At 68.1% G+C, this 17,055-nt stretch carries 16 protein-coding genes; 5 read left to right on the forward strand and 11 right to left on the reverse strand.

Going from position 1 to position 17,055, the window contains the following annotated elements:
• Nucleotides 1-69 precede the first annotated feature (69 nt).
• From ohrR (HMPREF2924_RS06350) to HMPREF2924_RS06360, 3 genes are all read right to left on the reverse strand, one after another.
• Nucleotides 70-498, reverse strand: a complete 429-nt coding sequence (ohrR, locus tag HMPREF2924_RS06350) for an organic hydroperoxide resistance protein OhrR (protein WP_003090941.1) — start codon at nt 496-498, stop codon at nt 70-72.
• Between the two features lie 144 nt (nt 499-642).
• A complete protein-coding gene (gene ohrR, locus HMPREF2924_RS06355; protein WP_003090940.1) occupies nt 643-1,098 on the reverse strand; it encodes a hydroperoxide stress response transcriptional regulator OhrR in 456 nt (151 codons plus the stop codon).
• An 85-nt stretch (nt 1,099-1,183) separates the two neighbouring features.
• Complete coding sequence (locus HMPREF2924_RS06360) at nt 1,184-2,140, reverse strand: LysR family transcriptional regulator (RefSeq protein WP_003090939.1); 957 nt, start codon at nt 2,138-2,140, stop codon at nt 1,184-1,186.
• Between the two features lie 100 nt (nt 2,141-2,240).
• On the opposite strand from HMPREF2924_RS06360, the gene HMPREF2924_RS06365 reads away from it, so the two are divergent.
• Nucleotides 2,241-2,990, forward strand: a complete 750-nt coding sequence (locus HMPREF2924_RS06365) for a sulfite exporter TauE/SafE family protein (protein WP_003110990.1) — start codon at nt 2,241-2,243, stop codon at nt 2,988-2,990.
• A gap of 1 nt (nt 2,991) precedes the next feature.
• Here HMPREF2924_RS06365 and HMPREF2924_RS06370 read toward each other — a convergent pair whose 3' ends face one another.
• Nucleotides 2,992-3,846 carry a LysR substrate-binding domain-containing protein gene (locus HMPREF2924_RS06370; RefSeq protein ID WP_003114756.1) on the reverse strand — a complete coding sequence of 285 codons (855 nt, stop codon included), beginning with the start codon at nt 3,844-3,846 and terminating at the stop codon, nt 2,992-2,994.
• 96 nt (nt 3,847-3,942) lie between these two features.
• On the opposite strand from HMPREF2924_RS06370, the gene HMPREF2924_RS06375 reads away from it, so the two are divergent.
• Together HMPREF2924_RS06375 and HMPREF2924_RS06380 are read left to right on the forward strand one after the other, a co-directional pair.
• On the forward strand, nt 3,943-4,176 hold the full coding sequence (locus HMPREF2924_RS06375; RefSeq protein ID WP_003110987.1) for a DUF1127 domain-containing protein: 234 nt from the start codon (nt 3,943-3,945) through the stop codon (nt 4,174-4,176).
• An 82-nt stretch (nt 4,177-4,258) separates the two neighbouring features.
• Nucleotides 4,259-5,467, forward strand: coding sequence for a winged helix-turn-helix domain-containing protein (locus HMPREF2924_RS06380; RefSeq protein WP_003110986.1), 1,209 nt, complete (start codon nt 4,259-4,261; stop codon nt 5,465-5,467).
• A gap of 40 nt (nt 5,468-5,507) precedes the next feature.
• On the opposite strand, the gene HMPREF2924_RS06385 is transcribed toward HMPREF2924_RS06380, so the two are convergent.
• The gene (locus tag HMPREF2924_RS06385; RefSeq protein ID WP_003117352.1) at nt 5,508-6,854 is read right to left on the reverse strand and encodes a class II 3-deoxy-7-phosphoheptulonate synthase; all 1,347 of its coding nucleotides are present in this window, start codon (nt 6,852-6,854) and stop codon (nt 5,508-5,510) included.
• A gap of 175 nt (nt 6,855-7,029) precedes the next feature.
• On the opposite strand from HMPREF2924_RS06385, the gene HMPREF2924_RS06390 reads away from it, so the two are divergent.
• Entirely contained in the window at nt 7,030-7,779 is a 750-nt protein-coding gene (locus HMPREF2924_RS06390) for a spermidine synthase (protein ID WP_003130813.1), read from the forward strand.
• A gap of 26 nt (nt 7,780-7,805) precedes the next feature.
• Here the strand turns inward: HMPREF2924_RS06390 and HMPREF2924_RS06395 are convergent, their stop codons facing one another.
• A complete protein-coding gene (locus tag HMPREF2924_RS06395) occupies nt 7,806-8,597 on the reverse strand; it encodes a crotonase/enoyl-CoA hydratase family protein (protein ID WP_003130815.1) in 792 nt (263 codons plus the stop codon).
• 310 nt (nt 8,598-8,907) lie between these two features.
• On the opposite strand from HMPREF2924_RS06395, the gene HMPREF2924_RS06400 reads away from it, so the two are divergent.
• Nucleotides 8,908-10,611, forward strand: coding sequence for a DEAD/DEAH box helicase (locus tag HMPREF2924_RS06400; protein ID WP_003119873.1), 1,704 nt, complete (start codon nt 8,908-8,910; stop codon nt 10,609-10,611).
• Nucleotides 10,612-10,977: 366 nt separating this feature from the next.
• Here HMPREF2924_RS06400 and HMPREF2924_RS06405 read toward each other — a convergent pair whose 3' ends face one another.
• The 5 genes from HMPREF2924_RS06405 to HMPREF2924_RS06425 all read right to left on the reverse strand — a co-directional run bounded on the left by HMPREF2924_RS06405 (nt 10,978) and on the right by HMPREF2924_RS06425 (nt 16,951).
• Complete coding sequence (locus tag HMPREF2924_RS06405) at nt 10,978-11,748, reverse strand: DODA-type extradiol aromatic ring-opening family dioxygenase (RefSeq protein WP_003109673.1); 771 nt, start codon at nt 11,746-11,748, stop codon at nt 10,978-10,980.
• 90 nt (nt 11,749-11,838) lie between these two features.
• Entirely contained in the window at nt 11,839-12,810 is a 972-nt protein-coding gene (locus HMPREF2924_RS06410; protein ID WP_003130817.1) for a LysR family transcriptional regulator, read from the reverse strand.
• 36 nt (nt 12,811-12,846) lie between these two features.
• Nucleotides 12,847-14,286: an efflux transporter outer membrane subunit gene (locus HMPREF2924_RS06415; protein ID WP_003090923.1), complete on the reverse strand. Its 1,440-nt coding sequence runs from the start codon at nt 14,284-14,286 to the stop codon at nt 12,847-12,849.
• The gene (locus HMPREF2924_RS06420) at nt 14,283-15,347 is read right to left on the reverse strand and encodes an HlyD family secretion protein (RefSeq protein ID WP_003130819.1); all 1,065 of its coding nucleotides are present in this window, start codon (nt 15,345-15,347) and stop codon (nt 14,283-14,285) included. Before HMPREF2924_RS06420 ends, HMPREF2924_RS06415 begins: the two co-directional genes overlap by 4 nt.
• 11 nt (nt 15,348-15,358) lie before the next feature.
• Nucleotides 15,359-16,951: an MFS transporter gene (locus HMPREF2924_RS06425; protein WP_003130821.1), complete on the reverse strand. Its 1,593-nt coding sequence runs from the start codon at nt 16,949-16,951 to the stop codon at nt 15,359-15,361.
• Nucleotides 16,952-17,055 lie beyond the last annotated feature (104 nt).

Consider the following 17,055-nt stretch of genomic DNA (forward strand, 5'->3'; position numbering starts at 1 on the left):
AAAAGCCCGGCATTCGCCGGGCTTTTTCGTTTCCGCTGTCCGCCGCCGCGGCGCGGAGAGTCAGAAGCTTCAAACCGACACGTTCAGGCGTACGTCGATATTGCCGCGGGTAGCGTTGGAGTAGGGGCAGACCTGGTGGGCGGCGGCTACCAGCGCTTCGGCGGCTTCGCGCTCCAGGCCCGGCAGGCTGATGTGCAGTTCGACCTCCAGGCCGAAGCCGCCGGGAATCTGGCCGATGCCGACCTTGCCGGTTATCGAGGCGTCGGCGGGAAGGGTCTGCTTGCGCTGGCCGGCAACGAACTTCAGGGCCCCGATGAAGCAGGCCGAGTAGCCGGCGGCGAACAGTTGTTCCGGGTTGGTGGCCGCGCCGCCCTGGCCGCCCAGTTCGCGCGGAGTGCTGAGTTTCACGTCGAGCACGCCGTCCGAGGATACCGCACGGCCGTCACGGCCTCCGGTGGCGGTTGCGCTTGCGGTGTAGAGAGCCTTGATGGTTTGCATGAGGGTCACCTGTCTAGGTTGTGCGTTAATTTCTTGCGCGCTAAGTAAGTGCGTGAAATAAAATTTATCGTCATGCTATTTTGTGCGCAAGATAAATCGTTGGAAGATTTGGCGATAAAAACCAGACAGGTAGGTATAAGCCCCTCAGTCCGGTGCTTGCAGGTTGCCGCGCAGGGCCAGCAGCTCATCCTTGAGGGCGACCAGCTGTGGCAGGTCGAGGCCGGTACTCTCCAGGATGCAGGCGGGAATGCTCTCGGCCTGTCGCTGCAGGGCGCGGCCCTTGTCGGTCAGGCGCAGCAGGACTACGCGTTCGTCTTCGCTGCTGCGAGTGCGGGTAATTAGACCTTCGCCCTCCAGGCGCTTGAGCAGAGGCGTGAGCGATCCCGGGTCGGTAAGCATGCGTGCGCTGATTTCGCCCACGGTCAGGCCGTCGCGTTCCCACAGCACCAGCATGGCGATGTACTGCGGATAGGTGAGGCCGAGCGCTTGCAGCAGGGGCTTGTAGACCTTGGTCATCTGCAGCGAGGTGGAATACAGGGCGAAGCACAGCTGGTTGTCCAGCTTGAGCTGCTCGCAAGGGGTGGTGGGCAGTCGGGACATGGCTGTCTTCCAAGTAAGTAGGGCGCTGTGCATGAATTTAGCGTAGTGGCTATTGGCTTTCCAGGTTTCCCGCCGGGTGGTGTCTTCAGCGCTCGCCGAGACGCTGCTGCAGGGCTTGGTCCCAGGGTGGCGGAAAGCCGAAGCGCTCGCGGAGGAAAGCCAGCAGCAGGCGGGTTCGCGAACTGGCTTCGCGTTCCAGGCGCAGGGCATAGATGCAGGTGGGCTCGGCGGCGGGCAAGCCGTCGTCGCAGAACAGCGCCTGCAGTTCGCCGCGCAGCAGGTACTCGCTGCACAACCAGGTTGGCAGGTGGGCGATGCCGAGGCCGGCCAGCGCCGCGTCGACCATCGCTTCGGCGTTATTGGTGGCCAGCCGCGCCCGTTTCGGCCGCAGGTGCTGGAGCTTGCCGTCGTGCTGGAAGCGCCAGGCATAGGGTGGCGACAGGTTGTCCCAATCGATGCCGGCATGCTCCGGCAGTTCGCCGGGGGATGCGGGAACGCCATGTTCGCGCAGGTACTCCGGGCTGGCGCAGACCACCCGCACCATCGGCGCCAGCGAAGTGGCCACCAGGCGGCTGTCGGGCAGCGGGCCGGCGCGCAACACCAGGTCGACCTCGCCGAGATGTTCGCCCTGCAGGTCGATGAAGCTGCCGATCAGGCGCAATTGCACGTCGAGGCCGGGGTTGGCCTTGAGGAAGTCGGCGACCGCCGGGGCCAGGTGGCGGCGGCCGAAGGGCACCGGCGCATCGATACGGATCAGGCCCTGCGGCGCGGTGCTCAGGGACACCGCTTCGGCACGGGCCAGGCGCAGTTCGGTGACGATCCGCCGGGCGCGGTCGGCGAAGGCCAGGCCGGCCGGCGTGGCGCGCACCGTATGGGTGGTGCGCACCAGCAGGGTGCTGCCGACGGCGCGTTCCAGGGCGTCCATCCGGCGCGCCACGGCGGACGGGGTGAGCGGGTGCTTGCGGGCAGCGGCGGAGAAGCTGCCGCCATCGAGGACATCGAGGTAGAGAACGAACTGTTCGCTGAGGGTATCGGGCAACATGCTCATGCCTTTGCGTGATTGGCATAGCCATTGTGCTTTCTTGTGCGTTTCCCATCCAGCCACGCTTGCCTAGCATGGAGGCGTCGAAAGAGGGGCTGACATGCTGGATGTATTTCTCGATTTCCTGCTGGGGATGGTGCTCGGTTGCCTGGGCGGTCTGTTCGGGATAGGCGGCGGCCTGCTGGCGATCCCGGTGCTGGGGGTGATCTTCGGCCTCGACCAGCAATTGGCGCAGGGTACCGCGCTGGTGATGGTGGTACCGAACGTGGTGCTGGCGTTGTGGCGCTACCACCAGCGCAACCGCATCGATCCGCGCCAGGCCGGAGTCCTTGCCCTGACCGGCCTGCTTTGCGCGTTCCTGGCGTCCAGCGTGGCCGCGCGGATCGATGCGGCGCGGATGCGCGAAGCGTTCGTGATCTTCCTCCTGGCGCTGGCCGGCTACATGTTCTGGCGCCTGTTCCGGCGCCCGCCGCAGGGCGGCGCGACGCCGCGCTACGGTTTGCCCTGGATGGGCGTGCTGGGCCTTGGCGCAGGTTCGCTCGGCGGGCTTTTCGGGGTCGGTGGCGGGGTGCTGGCGACACCGGTGCTGACTTCGGTGTTCGGCCTCGCCCAGGTCGTCGCCCAGGGCCTCGCGCTGGCCCTGGCCGCACCGAGCACGGCGGTGGCGCTGGGGACCTACGCCATGCACGGTCATGTCGACTGGCGGATGGGGATCCCCCTGGCGCTGGGCGGCCTGCTGAGCATTTCCTGGGGCGTGAGGCTGGCCCACGCCTTGCCCGAGCGCAGCCTGCGCATGGCCTTCTGTGCCTTCCTCGCGTTGTGCGCGGTGCTCCTGCTGGTGCGCGGTTGAGTCAGAGACGGAAGCCCTCGCCGATGTATTCGGCGAGCTTCTCGGTGACCGGCGACTGGCTGTGCGGGTTGCGCATCAGCATGATGCTGGCCGAGGGCAGGGCGGGCAGGCCCTCGCTCTCGTCGAGGATGCGCAGGTTGCCGGTGAGCAGGCTACGCAGTTGCACGGTCACGGCGAGGCCGGCGCTGACCACCGCGAACAGCGCCGACAGGCTGGGGCTGCTGTAGGCGATGCGGTAGTCCAGTTCCGCCGCCTCTAGGGCGTTGCAGGCCCAGGCCCGGCAAAAGCAGGTGGTGTTGAACATGGCCAGCGGGATCGGCCGCTGGTCGTGGGGGCAGAAGCCCTCGGCGGCCATCCAGACGAAGGGCTCCTGGCGCAGCAACTGGCCGATCTCGGTGCCCGGCTCACGGGTGACGATGGACAGGTCGAGGTCGTTGCGCGCCAGCAGGTTGAGCGAGGTGTCGCAATGCACCTCGACCTGCACCAGCGGATAGGCTTCGGCGAAGCGCGACAGGATCGCCGGGAGGAAACGCATCACGTAGTCGTCCGGTGTGCCGATGCGCACCGAGCCGACCATGTGCGGGCGGCGCAGGGTGTTGAACACCTCGCCGTGCAACTTGAGGATCCGCCGGGCATAGCCGAGCAGCACCTGGCCTTCGGCGGTGAGGCGGGTCTGCCTTCCGTCGCGCTCGAACAGCGAGCGCTGCAGGACGTCCTCCTCTAGCCGCTTCATCTGCATGCTGACCGCCGACTGGGTGCGATTCAGCGCCTCCGCGGCGCGGGTGAAACCACCGTGCTCGGCGATGGCGACGAAGGTGCGGAGCAATTCCGTATCGATGCCGGGCTGGTAGCTCATTCATCAATCTCCAAGATGAATTGCATAAGAATGATTCGTTGGATTGATCCTATGCCTGGCGGGAGACTGTGCCTATCCCGAACGGAGGGCAAGACGATGAAAGGTCAACAGGATTATTTCGGCAATCACTGCCACGCTGTGCCCCATCCCGCCTCGACCGCTGCGCCGTCGTTGTGGCGTCGCTGGCGGCGCTGGTTGCAGTTGGCCCGCGAGCGCCGGGAACTGCTGAGGATGAGCGACGAAGCGCTGAAGGACCTCGGCCTGAGTCGGGCGGATATCTTCCAAGAGGGCGAGCGGCATTTCTGGGACGACCCGCTGCGTCGGCATTGAGCGAACCGCAGCGGCGCGCCGGGCTGGCGCGGCGGCGGGGGCACGATAGACTCGCAGTCTCCTTCATCGACTGGGGCGCTCCATGAGTCTTTCGCTTTCCCTCGCCGAAGCCCGCCGCCTGGCCCTGGCCGCGCAGGGCTTCGACGGCCGGCGGACGCGCCGCAGCGTGCAGCGGCGGCATCTGCGCGAAATGCTCGCGCGCCTCGGCCTGCTACAGATCGATTCGGTGAATGCGCTGGTGCGCTCGCACTACCTGCCGCTGTTTTCCCGCCTCGGTCCCTACTCCATGACGCTGCTCGACGAGGCAGCCTGGAGTGTCGGCCGTCACCGCCAGTTGTTCGAATACTGGGGGCACGAGGCCTCGCTGCTGCCGCTGGAGCACTACCCGCTGATGCGCTGGCGGATGCGCCAGGCCGCCGACGGCCAGGGCATCTACCAGCAACTGGCACGTTTCGGCCGGGAACAGCAGCCACTGATCCGCCAGGTGTTGCAGGCGGTGCGCGAGCAAGGCGCGCTGGGTGCTGGCAGCCTGAGCACGCGGCAGGAGCGGGCCGGTCCCTGGTGGGACTGGAGCGCGGAAAAGCATGCGCTGGAATGGCTGTTCGCCGCCGGTGAGCTGACGGTGGCCGGACGGCGCGGCTTCGAGCGGCTCTATGACCTGCCGGAGCGAGTGTTTCCCGCGGAATTGCTGGCGCGTCCCGAGCTTTCGGAGGCACAGGCCCAGCGCGAGCTGTTGCGGATGGCGGCGAGCGCCCTGGGCGTGGCCACCGAAAAGGACCTGCGCGACTACTATCGGCTGAGCCCGGCGCAGAGCCGCGCGCGCCTCGCCGAACTGGTGGAGGCTGGCGAGCTGCTGCCGGTCCGGGTCGAGGGCTGGAGCCAGCCGGCCTACTGCCCCGGCGAACCGCAGGTACCGAGGCGGCTAGGCGCCAGTGCCTTGCTCTCGCCCTTCGACTCGTTGGTCTGGGAGCGGGCGCGGGCCGAGCGCCTGTTCGATTTCCGCTATCGTCTGGAGATCTACACGCCGAAGGAAAAACGCGTGTACGGCTACTACGTGCTGCCATTCCTGTACAACGGCCGTCTGGTCGGCCGCGTCGACCTCCGCGCCGAGCGGGCGCGGGAGCGCCTGGCGGTGCATGCGCTGCATGCCGAGGCGAACGGCATGGACGATGCCGCCCTGCACGAGCTGGCCGAGCAGTTGCGCAGCATGGCCGCCTGGCTGGGCCTGGCGACGGTGGCGATCGAGGGGCGCGGGGAGTTGGCGGTGCGCTTGCGCGGGGTGCTGCTCTAGCGAACGCTCCCGCCGGGCGGCGGGAGCGGCCGCGGCGCGCTCAGCGGCGTACCTGCTTCAGGGTTTCGGCGATCAGGAAGGCCAGTTCCAGCGACTGGTCGGCGTTCAGCCGCGGGTCGCAGTGGGTGTGGTAGCGGTCGCTGAGGCCGTCTTCGGTGATCGGTCGCGAACCGCCGATGCATTCGGTGACGTTCTGCCCGGTCATCTCGATGTGGATGCCGCCGGCGTAGCTGCCTTCGGCCTGGTGCACCTCGAAGAACTGGCGGACTTCGGCGAGCACGCGGGCGAAGTCGCGGGTCTTGTAGCCGCTGGAGGCCTTGATGGTATTGCCGTGCATCGGGTCGGAACTCCACAGCACCTGGCGGCCCTCGCGCTGGATGGCCTGGATCAGGCGCGGCAGGTGGTCGCCGACCTTGTCGGCACCCATCCGCACGATCAGGTTGAGGCGGCCCGGATCGTTGTCCGGGTTGAGAATATCGATCAGGCGGATCAGCTCCTCGCTGTCCATGCTCGGCCCGACCTTGACCCCGATCGGATTGCCTACGCCGCGCAGCATCTCGACATGGGCGCCGTCGAGCTGGCGGGTGCGGTCGCCGATCCAGAGCATGTGCGCCGAGCAGTCGTACCACTCGCCGGTCAGGCTGTCGCGGCGGGTCAGGGCTTCCTCGTAGTTCAGCAGGAGCGCTTCGTGGGCGGTGAAGAAGCTGGTTTCGCGGAGCTGCGGCGCGCTGTCCAGGCCGCAGGCGCGCATGAAGGCGAGGGTCTCGTCGATGCGGTCGGCGAGTTGCTGGTAGCGCTCGGCCAGCGCCGAGTTGGCGATGAAGTCGAGGTTCCAGCGGTGCACCTGGTGCAGGTCGGCGAAGCCGCCCTGGGCGAAGGCGCGCAACAGGTTGAGGCTGGCGGTGGACTGGTGGTAGGCCTGCAACAGGCGCTCCGGGTCCGGCACGCGGCTCTTCTCGTCGAAGCCGATGCCGTTGACGATGTCGCCGCGATAGGCAGGCAGGGTCACGCCGTTCTGCGTTTCGTCGCCGGAGGAGCGCGGCTTGGCGAACTGGCCGGCCATGCGCCCGACCTTCACTACCGGGCAGCCGGCGGCGAAGGTCATTACCACCGCCATCTGCAACAGTACCTTGAAGGTATCGCGGATCTTCGCCGCGGAAAATTCGGCGAAGCTTTCCGCGCAATCCCCGCCCTGGAGCAAGAAGGCGCGTCCGGCGGTGACTTCGGCGAACTGCCGGCGCAGCTCGCGAGCCTCGCCGGCGAAGACCAGCGGCGGGTATCCGGCGAGGGTCTGCTCGACCCTGGCCAGGTGCGCGGCATCGGGGTACTCGGGTTGTTGCTGGATCGGCTTGGCCCTCCAGCTCTCGGGGCTCCAGGACTGGCTCATCTACGACTCTTGGCAATGCTCGGGAAAGCGGATTGCGGCATGGTAGAGCAGCTCGCCGCAGCGCCGCCAGCGATCGTTGCAATAGCGGAAATCCATCGTCGGGCCGGCTTTGCTATGCTGCGGTGCTTTTGCCGGAGCGCCTGGCGATAGCCGGCGAAGCGGCGGGGGGAGGTGAGTGGTGAGCGAAGAACGTCTGCTGGTCGAGGAGCGCGACGAATACGGGGTCATCCGGGTCATCGAGTCCGGCGACTATCGCTTCCTCGAGTTCGGCGACGGTGTCGAGCAGAGCTGCGTGTTCATGCCCGATCCGGCCTGGCTGGAATACGACTACACCCGCGCCATGCTGCTCGGCGGGCTCTGTCATTCGCAACCGCGTCGCGCGTTGTTCCTCGGTTTCGGCGCCGGCAGTCTGACCCAGGCCTGCCTGAGCCACCTGCCGCTGGAGGAGGCCGAGGCCATCGAGCTGCGCCCGGCGATTCCGCGCCTGGCCCGCGAGCATCTGGGGCTGCGCGACGACCCGCGCCTGCGATTGCGCATCGGCGACGCACTGGAGAGCCTGGGCGAATGCGCGGAGGCCGACCTGATCTTCCTCGACCTCTATACCGATACCGGCCCGTCGGCCGCGCACCTGGCCTGGAATTTCCTCGGCGCCTGCCAGGAGCGCCTCGCCGAGGATGGCTGGCTGGTGATCAACCAGTGGAGCGGCACCGATGGCAAGCCGCTGGGCGCGCCGCTGCTGCGCGGGCGCTATCACCATCATTACTGGGAGTGTCCGGTGGCCGAGGGCAACGTGGTGATGCTGGTGCCGGCGAACCTGGCCCTCGAACTCGACCAGGAAGCCCTGCGGACGCGTGCCGCGGCGCTGGAGCCGCAACTCGGCTATTCGTTGCAGGGCTATATCGACAGCCTGCGCCCGGCCCAGTAGCCAGGGCGCGCGGACAAGGGCCCGGCCTAGCGTCCTTCGAAGCGTCCCGGGCGGCGTTCCTGGAGCGCGCGCAGGCCTTCCTTGGCGTCCTCGCTGTCGAGCAGGCGCCTGGCGGCTTCCGGCAACGCAGCGGCGGCGACCGCTTCGCCTTCCAGCAGGGCCTGGCGCGCCGAGTCGAGGGTGGCGCGCACGCCGAGCGGCGCCTGGGCCGCGACCCGTTCGGCGAGAGCGACGGCGTGGTCGAGGAGGTCTTCCGGGGCGGTGACTTCCTGCACCAGGCCGAGACGATAGGCTTCGTGGGCGTCGAATTCGTCGCCGGTGAGCAGCCAGCGCATGGCGTTGCCCCAGCCGGCGACCTGGTGCATGCGCAGTGTCGCGCCACCGAACGGGAGGATTCCGCGCTGCACTTCGAGCTGGGCGAAGCGCGCGTTGCTGGCGCAGAGGTTGATGTCGGCCGCCAGCATCAGTTCGATGCCGATGGTGTAGCAGTAGCCTTGCACGGCCACCACCAGCGGCTTGCTTGGACGCCGGCCGCCGAAGGTGCCCCAGGGATCGACGGCGCCTTCGGGGAGTTTCCAGCCCTGGCGGAAGGTCTCGCCGACATTGGCCAGGTCCAGCCCGGCGGTGAAATGCTCGCCGTGGGCGAAGAGCAGGGCACAGCGCAACTTGTCGTCGGCCTCGTATTCGCCGAGCGCGGCGACCAGGTCGTCGAGCATCGGCAGGTCGAAGGCGTTGCGCTTGGCCACGCGGTCGAGGCCGAGCAGCAGCAGGTGGCCGCGCCGTTCGCGGCTGATGCGTCCTGGGAGGGTGTCGTTCATGCGGCGGTTTCCTGGCGGGGGGCGGGCAACGTCGGTATAGACGTCTGGAATCGGGATGTCCATTGTCAGTCTCTCCGATGACGCATGTCGGAAAAAACGCACACAAACGTCAAAATTCCGGTATGATGCGCGCCGGTCAAAACTGACCCCGTTCAGGACCTGCATTTTTCGGAGCGCTGTGCTCTGGCTGTGTATCCGCTCTGCGGATTTCCTTTACGTAATCTTCTAATTCAAAAGCAATCTCGCAAATCCCCGCCCCAGCTGCCTGGGTGGCCGTTTCGGCCGTACAGGGCATGAGCAGCCATGGGTCATGGGTCTTTGCGGATGTATACGAGGCAAACCCATGACTCAGGAAACCGTCGGCTTCGCCGCGCTCGGTATTCACCCCAATGTGCTCGCGGCAATCGTCGCCGTAGGCTACGAAGAGCCTTCGCCTATCCAGGCTCAATCGATTCCGCTGATCCTCGAAGGCCACGACATGATCGGCCAGGCGCAGACCGGTACCGGCAAGACCGCCGCGTTCGCCCTGCCGCTGCTGTCGCGCATCGACCCGAGTCGTCGCGAGCCGCAGATGCTGGTGCTGGTGCCGACCCGCGAGCTGGCCCTGCAGGTCGCCACCGCCTGCGAAACCTATTCCAAGCAATTGCCGGGCGTCGGCGTGGTCGCCGTCTACGGCGGCGCGCCCATGGGGCCGCAGCTGAAGGCCCTGCGCCAGGGCGCACAGATCCTCGTCGCTACCCCCGGCCGCCTGTGCGACCACCTGCGCCGCGACGAGAAGCTGCTGGCCACCGTCCAGCGCCTGGTGCTCGACGAAGCCGACGAGATGCTCAAGCTCGGCTTCATGGACGACCTGGAAGTGATCTTCGAGGCGCTTCCCGAATCGCGCCAGACCGTGCTCTTCTCGGCGACCCTGCCGGCGTCCATCCGTGGCATCGCCGAGCGCCACCTGAAGCAGCCCAAGCACGTCAAGATCGCCGCCAAGACCCAGACCGTGGCGCGCATCGAGCAGGTCCACCTGATGGTCCATGCCGATCAGAAGGCCGGTTCGATCCAGCGTCTGCTGGAAGTCGAGCAGTTCGACGCGCTGATCGCCTTCGTCCGCACCAAGCAGGCCACCCTCGACTACGCCGAATTGCTCGAGCGCCAGGGCTACCGCGCCGCCGCGCTCAACGGCGACATGCCGCAGGCACAGCGCGAGCGGGTCATCGAGTCGCTGAAGGACGGTTCGCTGGACATCGTCATCGCCACCGACGTTGCTGCCCGGGGCCTGGACGTACCGCGCATCACCCACGTGCTGAACATCGACATGCCCTACGACCCCGAGTCCTACGTGCACCGCATCGGCCGTACCGGCCGTGCCGGTCGGGAAGGGCGCGCGCTGTTGCTGGTGACTCCGCGCGAGCGGCGCATGCTGCAGGTGATCGAGCGGGTCACCGGGCAGAAGGTCGGCGAAGTCCGCCTGCCGGATGCCGAGACCGTACTGGAGGCCCGCCTGGCGCGCCTGGCCGCGAGCCTGACGCCCTTGCTCGACAGCGCCGTCGAGCAGCGCGGCGCGGTGCGCGACGAGCTGTGCCGTCGCCTCGGCTGCGATGCCGAGACCCTGGCCGCCGCACTGCTGGCGCGCCTGACCGCCGGCAAGGCGCTGGACCTGGAGTCGGTGCGCCGCGAACAGCCGCTGACCCCATCGGCACCGCGCGAGCGTGCCGACCGTGGCGAACGCGGCGAGCGTCCGGAGCGCAGCGGCGAGCGTCGTCCGATGGCGCCGCCGAGCGAAGGCCGTGCCCGCTGCCGCACCGCCCTCGGCGCGCGCGACGGGGTCGCAGCGAAGAACCTGCTGGGCGCGATCCTCAACGAGGGCGGCCTGTCCCGCGAGGACATCGGTCGCATCCAGATTCGCGATACCTTCAGCCTGATCGAACTGCCCGAGGCCAACCTCGAGCGCCTGCTGACCAAGCTCAAGGACACCCGCGTCGCCGGCAAGGCCCTGCGCCTGCGCCGCTATCGCGAGGACTGAGGTCCAGCGCGATGAACAAAAGCCCCGCTTCGGCGGGGCTTTTTCATGGGCTTGATGTTTGCTGGCCAGGCTGTTTTTCGCGCCTGCCCCGGCTTCTCGTTTCGTCACCCCGGGCGAGTCCCTCTGGCAAGCGTCTAAAGGAAACAAAAGACTTGCCCAGCCGCCAGGGCAGGCACCACGTCGTGCATGCCAGACCTGCACATACCGAAGCCCTGATCTGCCGCCTATCCATGACATCGCGGATAACGCCTATGGCGTTATCCGCGCTACAGGACTATATCGCTCGCGATTTCCTGGCTGCCAGCCGAATCCACCCAGCTTGCGGTGGGAAGCCAATGCTCTCCGCCAGTCCCACGAGAAGCTCTGTCAATCGAAGCGATAGATATCCATCCCCAACGAGCCCAGGGTAAAGCCGCTGTGCTCGACGCGCATCCCGCCGCCGCCCGCGCCGCGGGCGAAGAACAGCGGCAGCAGGTGCTCGTCGCTGGGGTGGTTGCGCGCCGCCCAGGGCGCCTGCCGGCGGTAGTCGTGAAGCGCGGCCTCGTCGTCGGCCTGGAGCTTTTCCACCATCCAGTCACGGAACTCCCGCGCCCAGGGCGCGATGGCTTCCGGTCCGGCGTGCCAGTCCAGTTCGCCCAGGTTGTGGGTGATGCTGCCGGAACCGATCAGCAGCACGCCTTCCCCGCGCAGTTGGCGCAGGGCCTGGCCGACGCGGCTCTGCAGGGCCGGACCGAGGCGGCTCGGCAGGGACAGCTGGAGCACCGGGATGTCCGCCTGCGGGTACATCAGGCTCAGCGGCACCCAGGTGCCGTGGTCGAATGGTCGCTGTGGGTCGGCCTGGGCCGGCAGGCCGGCGGCCTGGAGCAGTTCGATCGTCCGCTGCGCCAGCGCCGGCGCGCCCTTGGCCGGGTAGCGCACGGCGTAGAGGGGCGGCGGAAAGCCGTAGAAGTCGTGCCAGATATCCGGCGCCGCGGCGCCGGTTACTCGCAGGTCGTCGCTTTCCCAGTGCGCGGAAACCACCAGGATCGCCTTCGGCCGCGGCAGCTCTGTAGCCAGGCGGCGCAGTTGTACGCCGCTGGCGCCCGGTTCGAGGGCGAGCATCGGTGAGCCGTGGGAAATATAGAGAGTCGGTAGCATGATTCACCTCATGACTCGGATGAGCCATGTTCCTCCCTCGATCAATCGAAAACCAGTATATGTTTTTGAGGATACCTATCGATCCAGGCGTTAGGTCGCGGTCTCGCGCGCTACGCCGGTTGGGCTTTCCGCCCAGTAGCGCCGATCGTCGAGGATCGCCCGGTCACGCTCGAACGCCAGGGGCAGGCGTTCCCTGAGGAAGTCCACCCAGGTGCGGATCTTGGCGTCCAGGTAGCGCCGCGAGGAGTACAGCACGAACACCTCGCGGACATGCAGTCGATGGCCCGGCAGTAGCCGCAACAGGCTGCCTTCCTGCAGCGCGCGGGCGGCGACGAAGCCGGGCAGCAGGCAGACGCCGAGCCCGGCCGCGGCGGCGGCGCAGGCGGCCTCGGGGAGGTTGACCTTGAGCGCCTCGTCGAGATCGAGCAGCGTTTCGCCGCGTTCGCCGACGAAGGCCCAGCCCTGCGGGCAGGACGGCGCGGCCACGTTCAGGCAGCGATGCCGCAGCAGGTCCTCCGGCGTGCGCGGCACGCCATGCCGTGCCAGGTATTCCGGCGCGGCACAGACCACGCTGAACACCTGGCCGAGATCGCGGGCGACCAGGGTCGAGTCCGGCAAGGTTCGGCCGAGGGTGATCAGCACGTCCAGGCCTTCCTCGAGCAGGGCCGGGGTGCCCTGGGCCAGCGTGAGGTCGACGGAGACGTCCGGATGGCCGTCCAGGTAGTCCACCAGTAGCGGCATCAGGTGCTCGAGGCCCAGTTCGGTCACCGCGTGGAGGCGCAGGCGACCACTGGCGTGGGACTGGCTGTCTTCGACGTCCGCCGCGGCGGCGGCGACCGTACGCAGGATCTGCTTGCAATGCTCGTAGTAGCGCAGACCGCTTTCCGTCACCACGACGCTGCGCGTATTGCGTTGCAGCAGGCGCGCCGAGAGCGCCTGTTCGAGCCCGGCGACCTGGCGCGAAACGGTCGCCGGAGAGGTGCCCAGCGCCTGGGCGGCCTGGGTGAAGCTGCCGTGCTCCACCACGCGGACGAAGGTCCGGATACCGTGCAGCAGGTCCATTTCCAACTCCTTCGCCGGTCCGCGCCCGGCGTCGTCTCAGCCCGACGCCGGGTCGGACGTTGGGCTCCAGCCGCCGCCCAGCGCCTTGTAGAGGTTGACCAGGGTCAGAGACACCGCTTCGTCGCTGGCGACCTGCTGTTCCTGGTTGTCCAGCAGTTGCCGCTGGCTGTCGAGCACGCTGAGGAAGTCCACCGCGCCGGCGCGGTATTGCTCGCGGGCGCTCTGCAGGGCGCGGCGGTTCTGCGCCACGGCTTCGCCGAGGCGCTCCTGGCGGCGCTGGTTGGCGGCGTAGTCGTGCATCGCGTCGTCGACTTCCTGCCAGGCACGCAGCACGGTGCGCTGGTAGTCGATGGCGGCTTCCTGCTGCTGTGCCTCGCGTAGCTCCAGGCGTCCGCGCAGGCGTCCGCCTTCGAAGATCGGCAGGCTGAACGCCGGGCCGATGGCGAACTGGCGATGGTCCCAGTCGCCCAGGCTGGACAGTTGCAGGGATTCGAAACCGAAGTTGCCGTTGAGCGTGATGCGCGGATAGAAGTCCGCCTTGGCCACGCCGATGCTGGCGGTAGCGGCGTGCAGGCGCGCTTCGGCACGACGGATGTCGGGGCGGCGCTGGGCCAGTTCGGACGGCAGGCCGACCGGCACGCTGCCCGGCGGACGCGGAATCTCCCGCGCCGGGCCGAGTTCGGCGAGCAGGCTGCCGGGGCTGGCTCCGACCAGGTAGCCAAGGGCGTTGACCAGGTGCGCCTGGTTCTTTTCCACCTCGGGCAGGCGTGCCTCCATGCTGGCCACCTGGGCCAGCGCCTGGGCTACCTCGAGGTCGGTGGCGACGCCGTTGGCCAGGCGCGTGCGGGTGAGTTCCAGGCTGCGCCGTGCGGTCTCGAGGTTGTCACGGATGATCGCCGCACGGCTCTGTTCGCCGCGCAACTGGATATAGTCGCGCGCGGCTTCCGCCAGCACCGAGACCTGCACGTCGCGCAGTTCGTTCTCGCTGGCTTCCACCGTCGCGTCGGCGGCTTCCAGCTCGCGTCGCACGCGGCCCCAGAAGTCCAGCTCCCAAGAGGCGTCGAAGCCGGCCAGGGCGTGGTTGTAGTTGCCTTTGCCGGCCTTGCCGGAAGGATCGAACAGGCCGGCGCTGGTGGTCCGCTGGCGCTGGTAGTTGCCGCTGGCGTCCACCGAGGGCAGGGCGTCACCGCCGAGGCTGCGACGGATCGCGCGGCTCTGCTGCAGGCGCGCCGCGGCGCTGCGCAGGTCGAGGTTGGCACGCTGGACCCGTTGCAGCAGGGCGTTCAATTGCGCGTCGTCGAACAGCGTCCACCATTGTGCTGCGAGTGGCGCGGCGGCGAGGTGGCTGGGGTTGCCGGCAGCGGCCTGGAGCGACCAGTCGCCGGGCGCAGGGCGGTCCGGGCGGGTGAAGTCGGGACCGAGGCTGCAGGCGCCGAGCGCAAGGCTGGCAATAAGCAGGAGCGGAGTGCCTTTCATTGCTGGGCGACCTCGGCGGAGTGGGTGCCGGTCGCGGTGTCGATCCGTGCTTCCACCGACATGCCCACACGCAACTTGCCCGCCATGGCCTGGCGCGGCTCGAGAACGATCTTCACCGGGATCCGCTGGACCACCTTGGTGAAGTTGCCGGTGGCGTTGTCCGGGGCGATCGGCGCGAAGCTCAGGCCGGTGGCCGGTGCGATGCTGTCGACATGGCCGCGCAGAACCTCGCCGGGGAAGGTGTCGACGCGGATTTCCACGGCCTGTCCGGGAGAGACGTGGGTCAGTTGGGTTTCCTGGAAATTGCCGACCACGTAGGCTTGCTGCAGTGGCACCACCGCCAGCAGCGCGCTGCCCGGCGTGACATAGGCGCCGACGCGCAGTTGGCGGCGGCCGACCTGGCCGTCGAAGGGTGCGCGGAGTTCGCAGTAGGAGAGGTCCAGGCGGGCCTGGTCGCGTCGCGCCTGCATGCGTTGCAGGTCGCCACGGGCCTGGCCGACGCGGGCTTCGAGGACGCTCACCTGCTTGCGCGTGGCATCCACCGCGGCCTGGCCCTCGGCCAGCCGGGCGCTGGCGGTATCGATCCGCGATTGCGCCTGCTGGGCGTTCTGCAGGCTGCCGGCGCCCTTGCTGGCGAGGGTCTGGTAGCGGCTTTGCTCGTGACGGGCGAAGACCAGCTCGGCCTGCTCGGCGCGGACCTTGGCCCGCGCCTGTTCGATCAGCGCCTGCTGGCGTTGCAGGTTGGCCTCGGCATTGGCCAGGTTGGCCTCGGCACCGAGCACGTCGGCCTCGGCGGCGGCCAGGGCGGTGCGGAAGTCGCGGTCGTCGAGGCGGGCGAGCAACTGGCCGGCCTTGACCGGCTGGTTGTCCTCGACCAGGACGTCCTGGACGAAGCCGGCGACTTTCGGCGCGACCAGGGTGAAATCGGCGTGCACATAGGCGTCGTCGGTGCTCTGCACGACCCGTGGGGCGAGCAGGTGGAACAGCAGGTAGACCAGCAGGACCAGGACCAGCAGGGCGGCGAGCAGCAGGCTGCCCTTGCGCGAAGTGATGAACGACATACAGCGACCTTTCAGTGTGTGGGAGCGACCGGGCGGGGCGGGTAGGCCCGTTGCGGCAGGATCGGAATCAGGATCAGCAGGGCGCAGGCCAGGCCGGTCATCGCCAGCAGCACGTCGGCGTTGCCCAGCACCTGGGCCTGTTGGCGGGCCTGTTCGGCCAGGTGCTGCCAGTGCGCGCCGGAGTCGGCGCCCGGTTGCAGGCCGGCGATCTGTTGCAGGCGCAGTTCGACGGCCTGGGACGCATTGCCCAGGTGATCCACCAGGCGGTTGGAGTGGTAGTGCTCGCGGGCGGTGCCGAGGGCGCCGATCACCGCGGTGGCGACTACCCCGGAGAAGCCGCGGACGGTGTTGAACCAGGCTGAGGCGAAGGGCCCCTCGATGGGCGCGATGACGCTGGTGGAGAGCATCAGCAGCGGAATCACCGCCATCGGCTGGCCGACCACCAGTAACAGCATCGGCAGGTAGAAGTCCTCGCGCACCCAGTCCGCCGTCAGTTGGCTGAAGCTCAGGCAGGCACCGGCGCACAGGCACAGGCCGCAGGCCAGCACCCAGCGGCAGTCGACCCGCGGGATGTTGCAGAGGGCCGCCACCAGCGGCAGCGCGACGAGCTGCGGAAGGGCCACCAGCAACACCATGGGTACGCTCTGCAGGGGGCGGTAGCCGCGGATCTCGGCGAGGAATTCGGTCGGCACGCCCATGCTCGCGCCGAGCACCACCAGCACGCCGGCCAGGGTGATCAGGGCGAAGGTCAGGTTGCGGCGCTTCAGCAACTGCAGGCGGAAGAACGGCAGCGGGTGGCTCCATTCGTTGACCAGGAACAGCCCCAGCAGGAGGCTGCCGCTGCCCAGCAGCAGGCAGATCAACGGCGACTCGAACCAGTCCAGGCGTTCGCCTTGCAGCAGACCGATCACCAGGGCGCAGATCGCCGGGAAACCGGTGAGCAGGCCGATGCCGTCGAACTGGCGGAAGCGTTCCAGGCGCACCGGGTCCTGGGGCAGGCCATGGGACACCGCGGCCATCGCCACCAGGCACAGCGGAATGACCTGCCAGAACACCCACTGCCAGCCGACGTATTCGAACCAGAACGCCGCCAGCGGCAGGCCCAGGTTGGGCCCGAAGGTCGCGGTGAGGGCATAGGCGCCCAGGCCGTAGAGCTTTATCCCCGGCGGCAGGAAGCGTAGCGCCACGGTCATCAGCATCGGCGGCAGGCAGCCGGCCATCAACCCTTGCAGGGTGCGCAGGACCAGCAGGCTCTCGAGGTTCGGCGCGAACGGACAGAGCAGGGCCAGCAGGGCGAAGCCGCCGATGGCGAAGAGCGTGAAGCGGCGCAGGGAAAAGGTCACCGAACACCAGGGCGCGAATGCCATGGCGGCGACCTGGGTGGCTTCGTAGAGCACGGTCAGCCAGGTGCCTTCGTCATGGCCGATGGCGAGTGCGCCGCGCACATCGGTCATGGCGATCTCGGTGACATGACCATTGAGACCGGCGGTGAGCGAGGCGAGCAGCACGCCGAGCAGGCCGACCACGATGCGCGCGCCGAAAGGCTGGGCGGCGGGGGCTGAGGTTGGCGTCGGCTGGCCGAGCGGGGTGGCGAGCGAAGTCATCGCGACCTCGCTACGGCGAGGGTGGGGAAACAAGGCATGGGCGGAAACTCTTCTGATTTCCGCCGCAGTCTAGGAGCGTCCCGGTAGTGTGAAAATTGAAATGA

It is taken from the genome of Pseudomonas sp. HMSC063H08 (assembly GCF_001813645.1).
Taxonomy (GTDB): domain Bacteria; phylum Pseudomonadota; class Gammaproteobacteria; order Pseudomonadales; family Pseudomonadaceae; genus Pseudomonas; species Pseudomonas aeruginosa.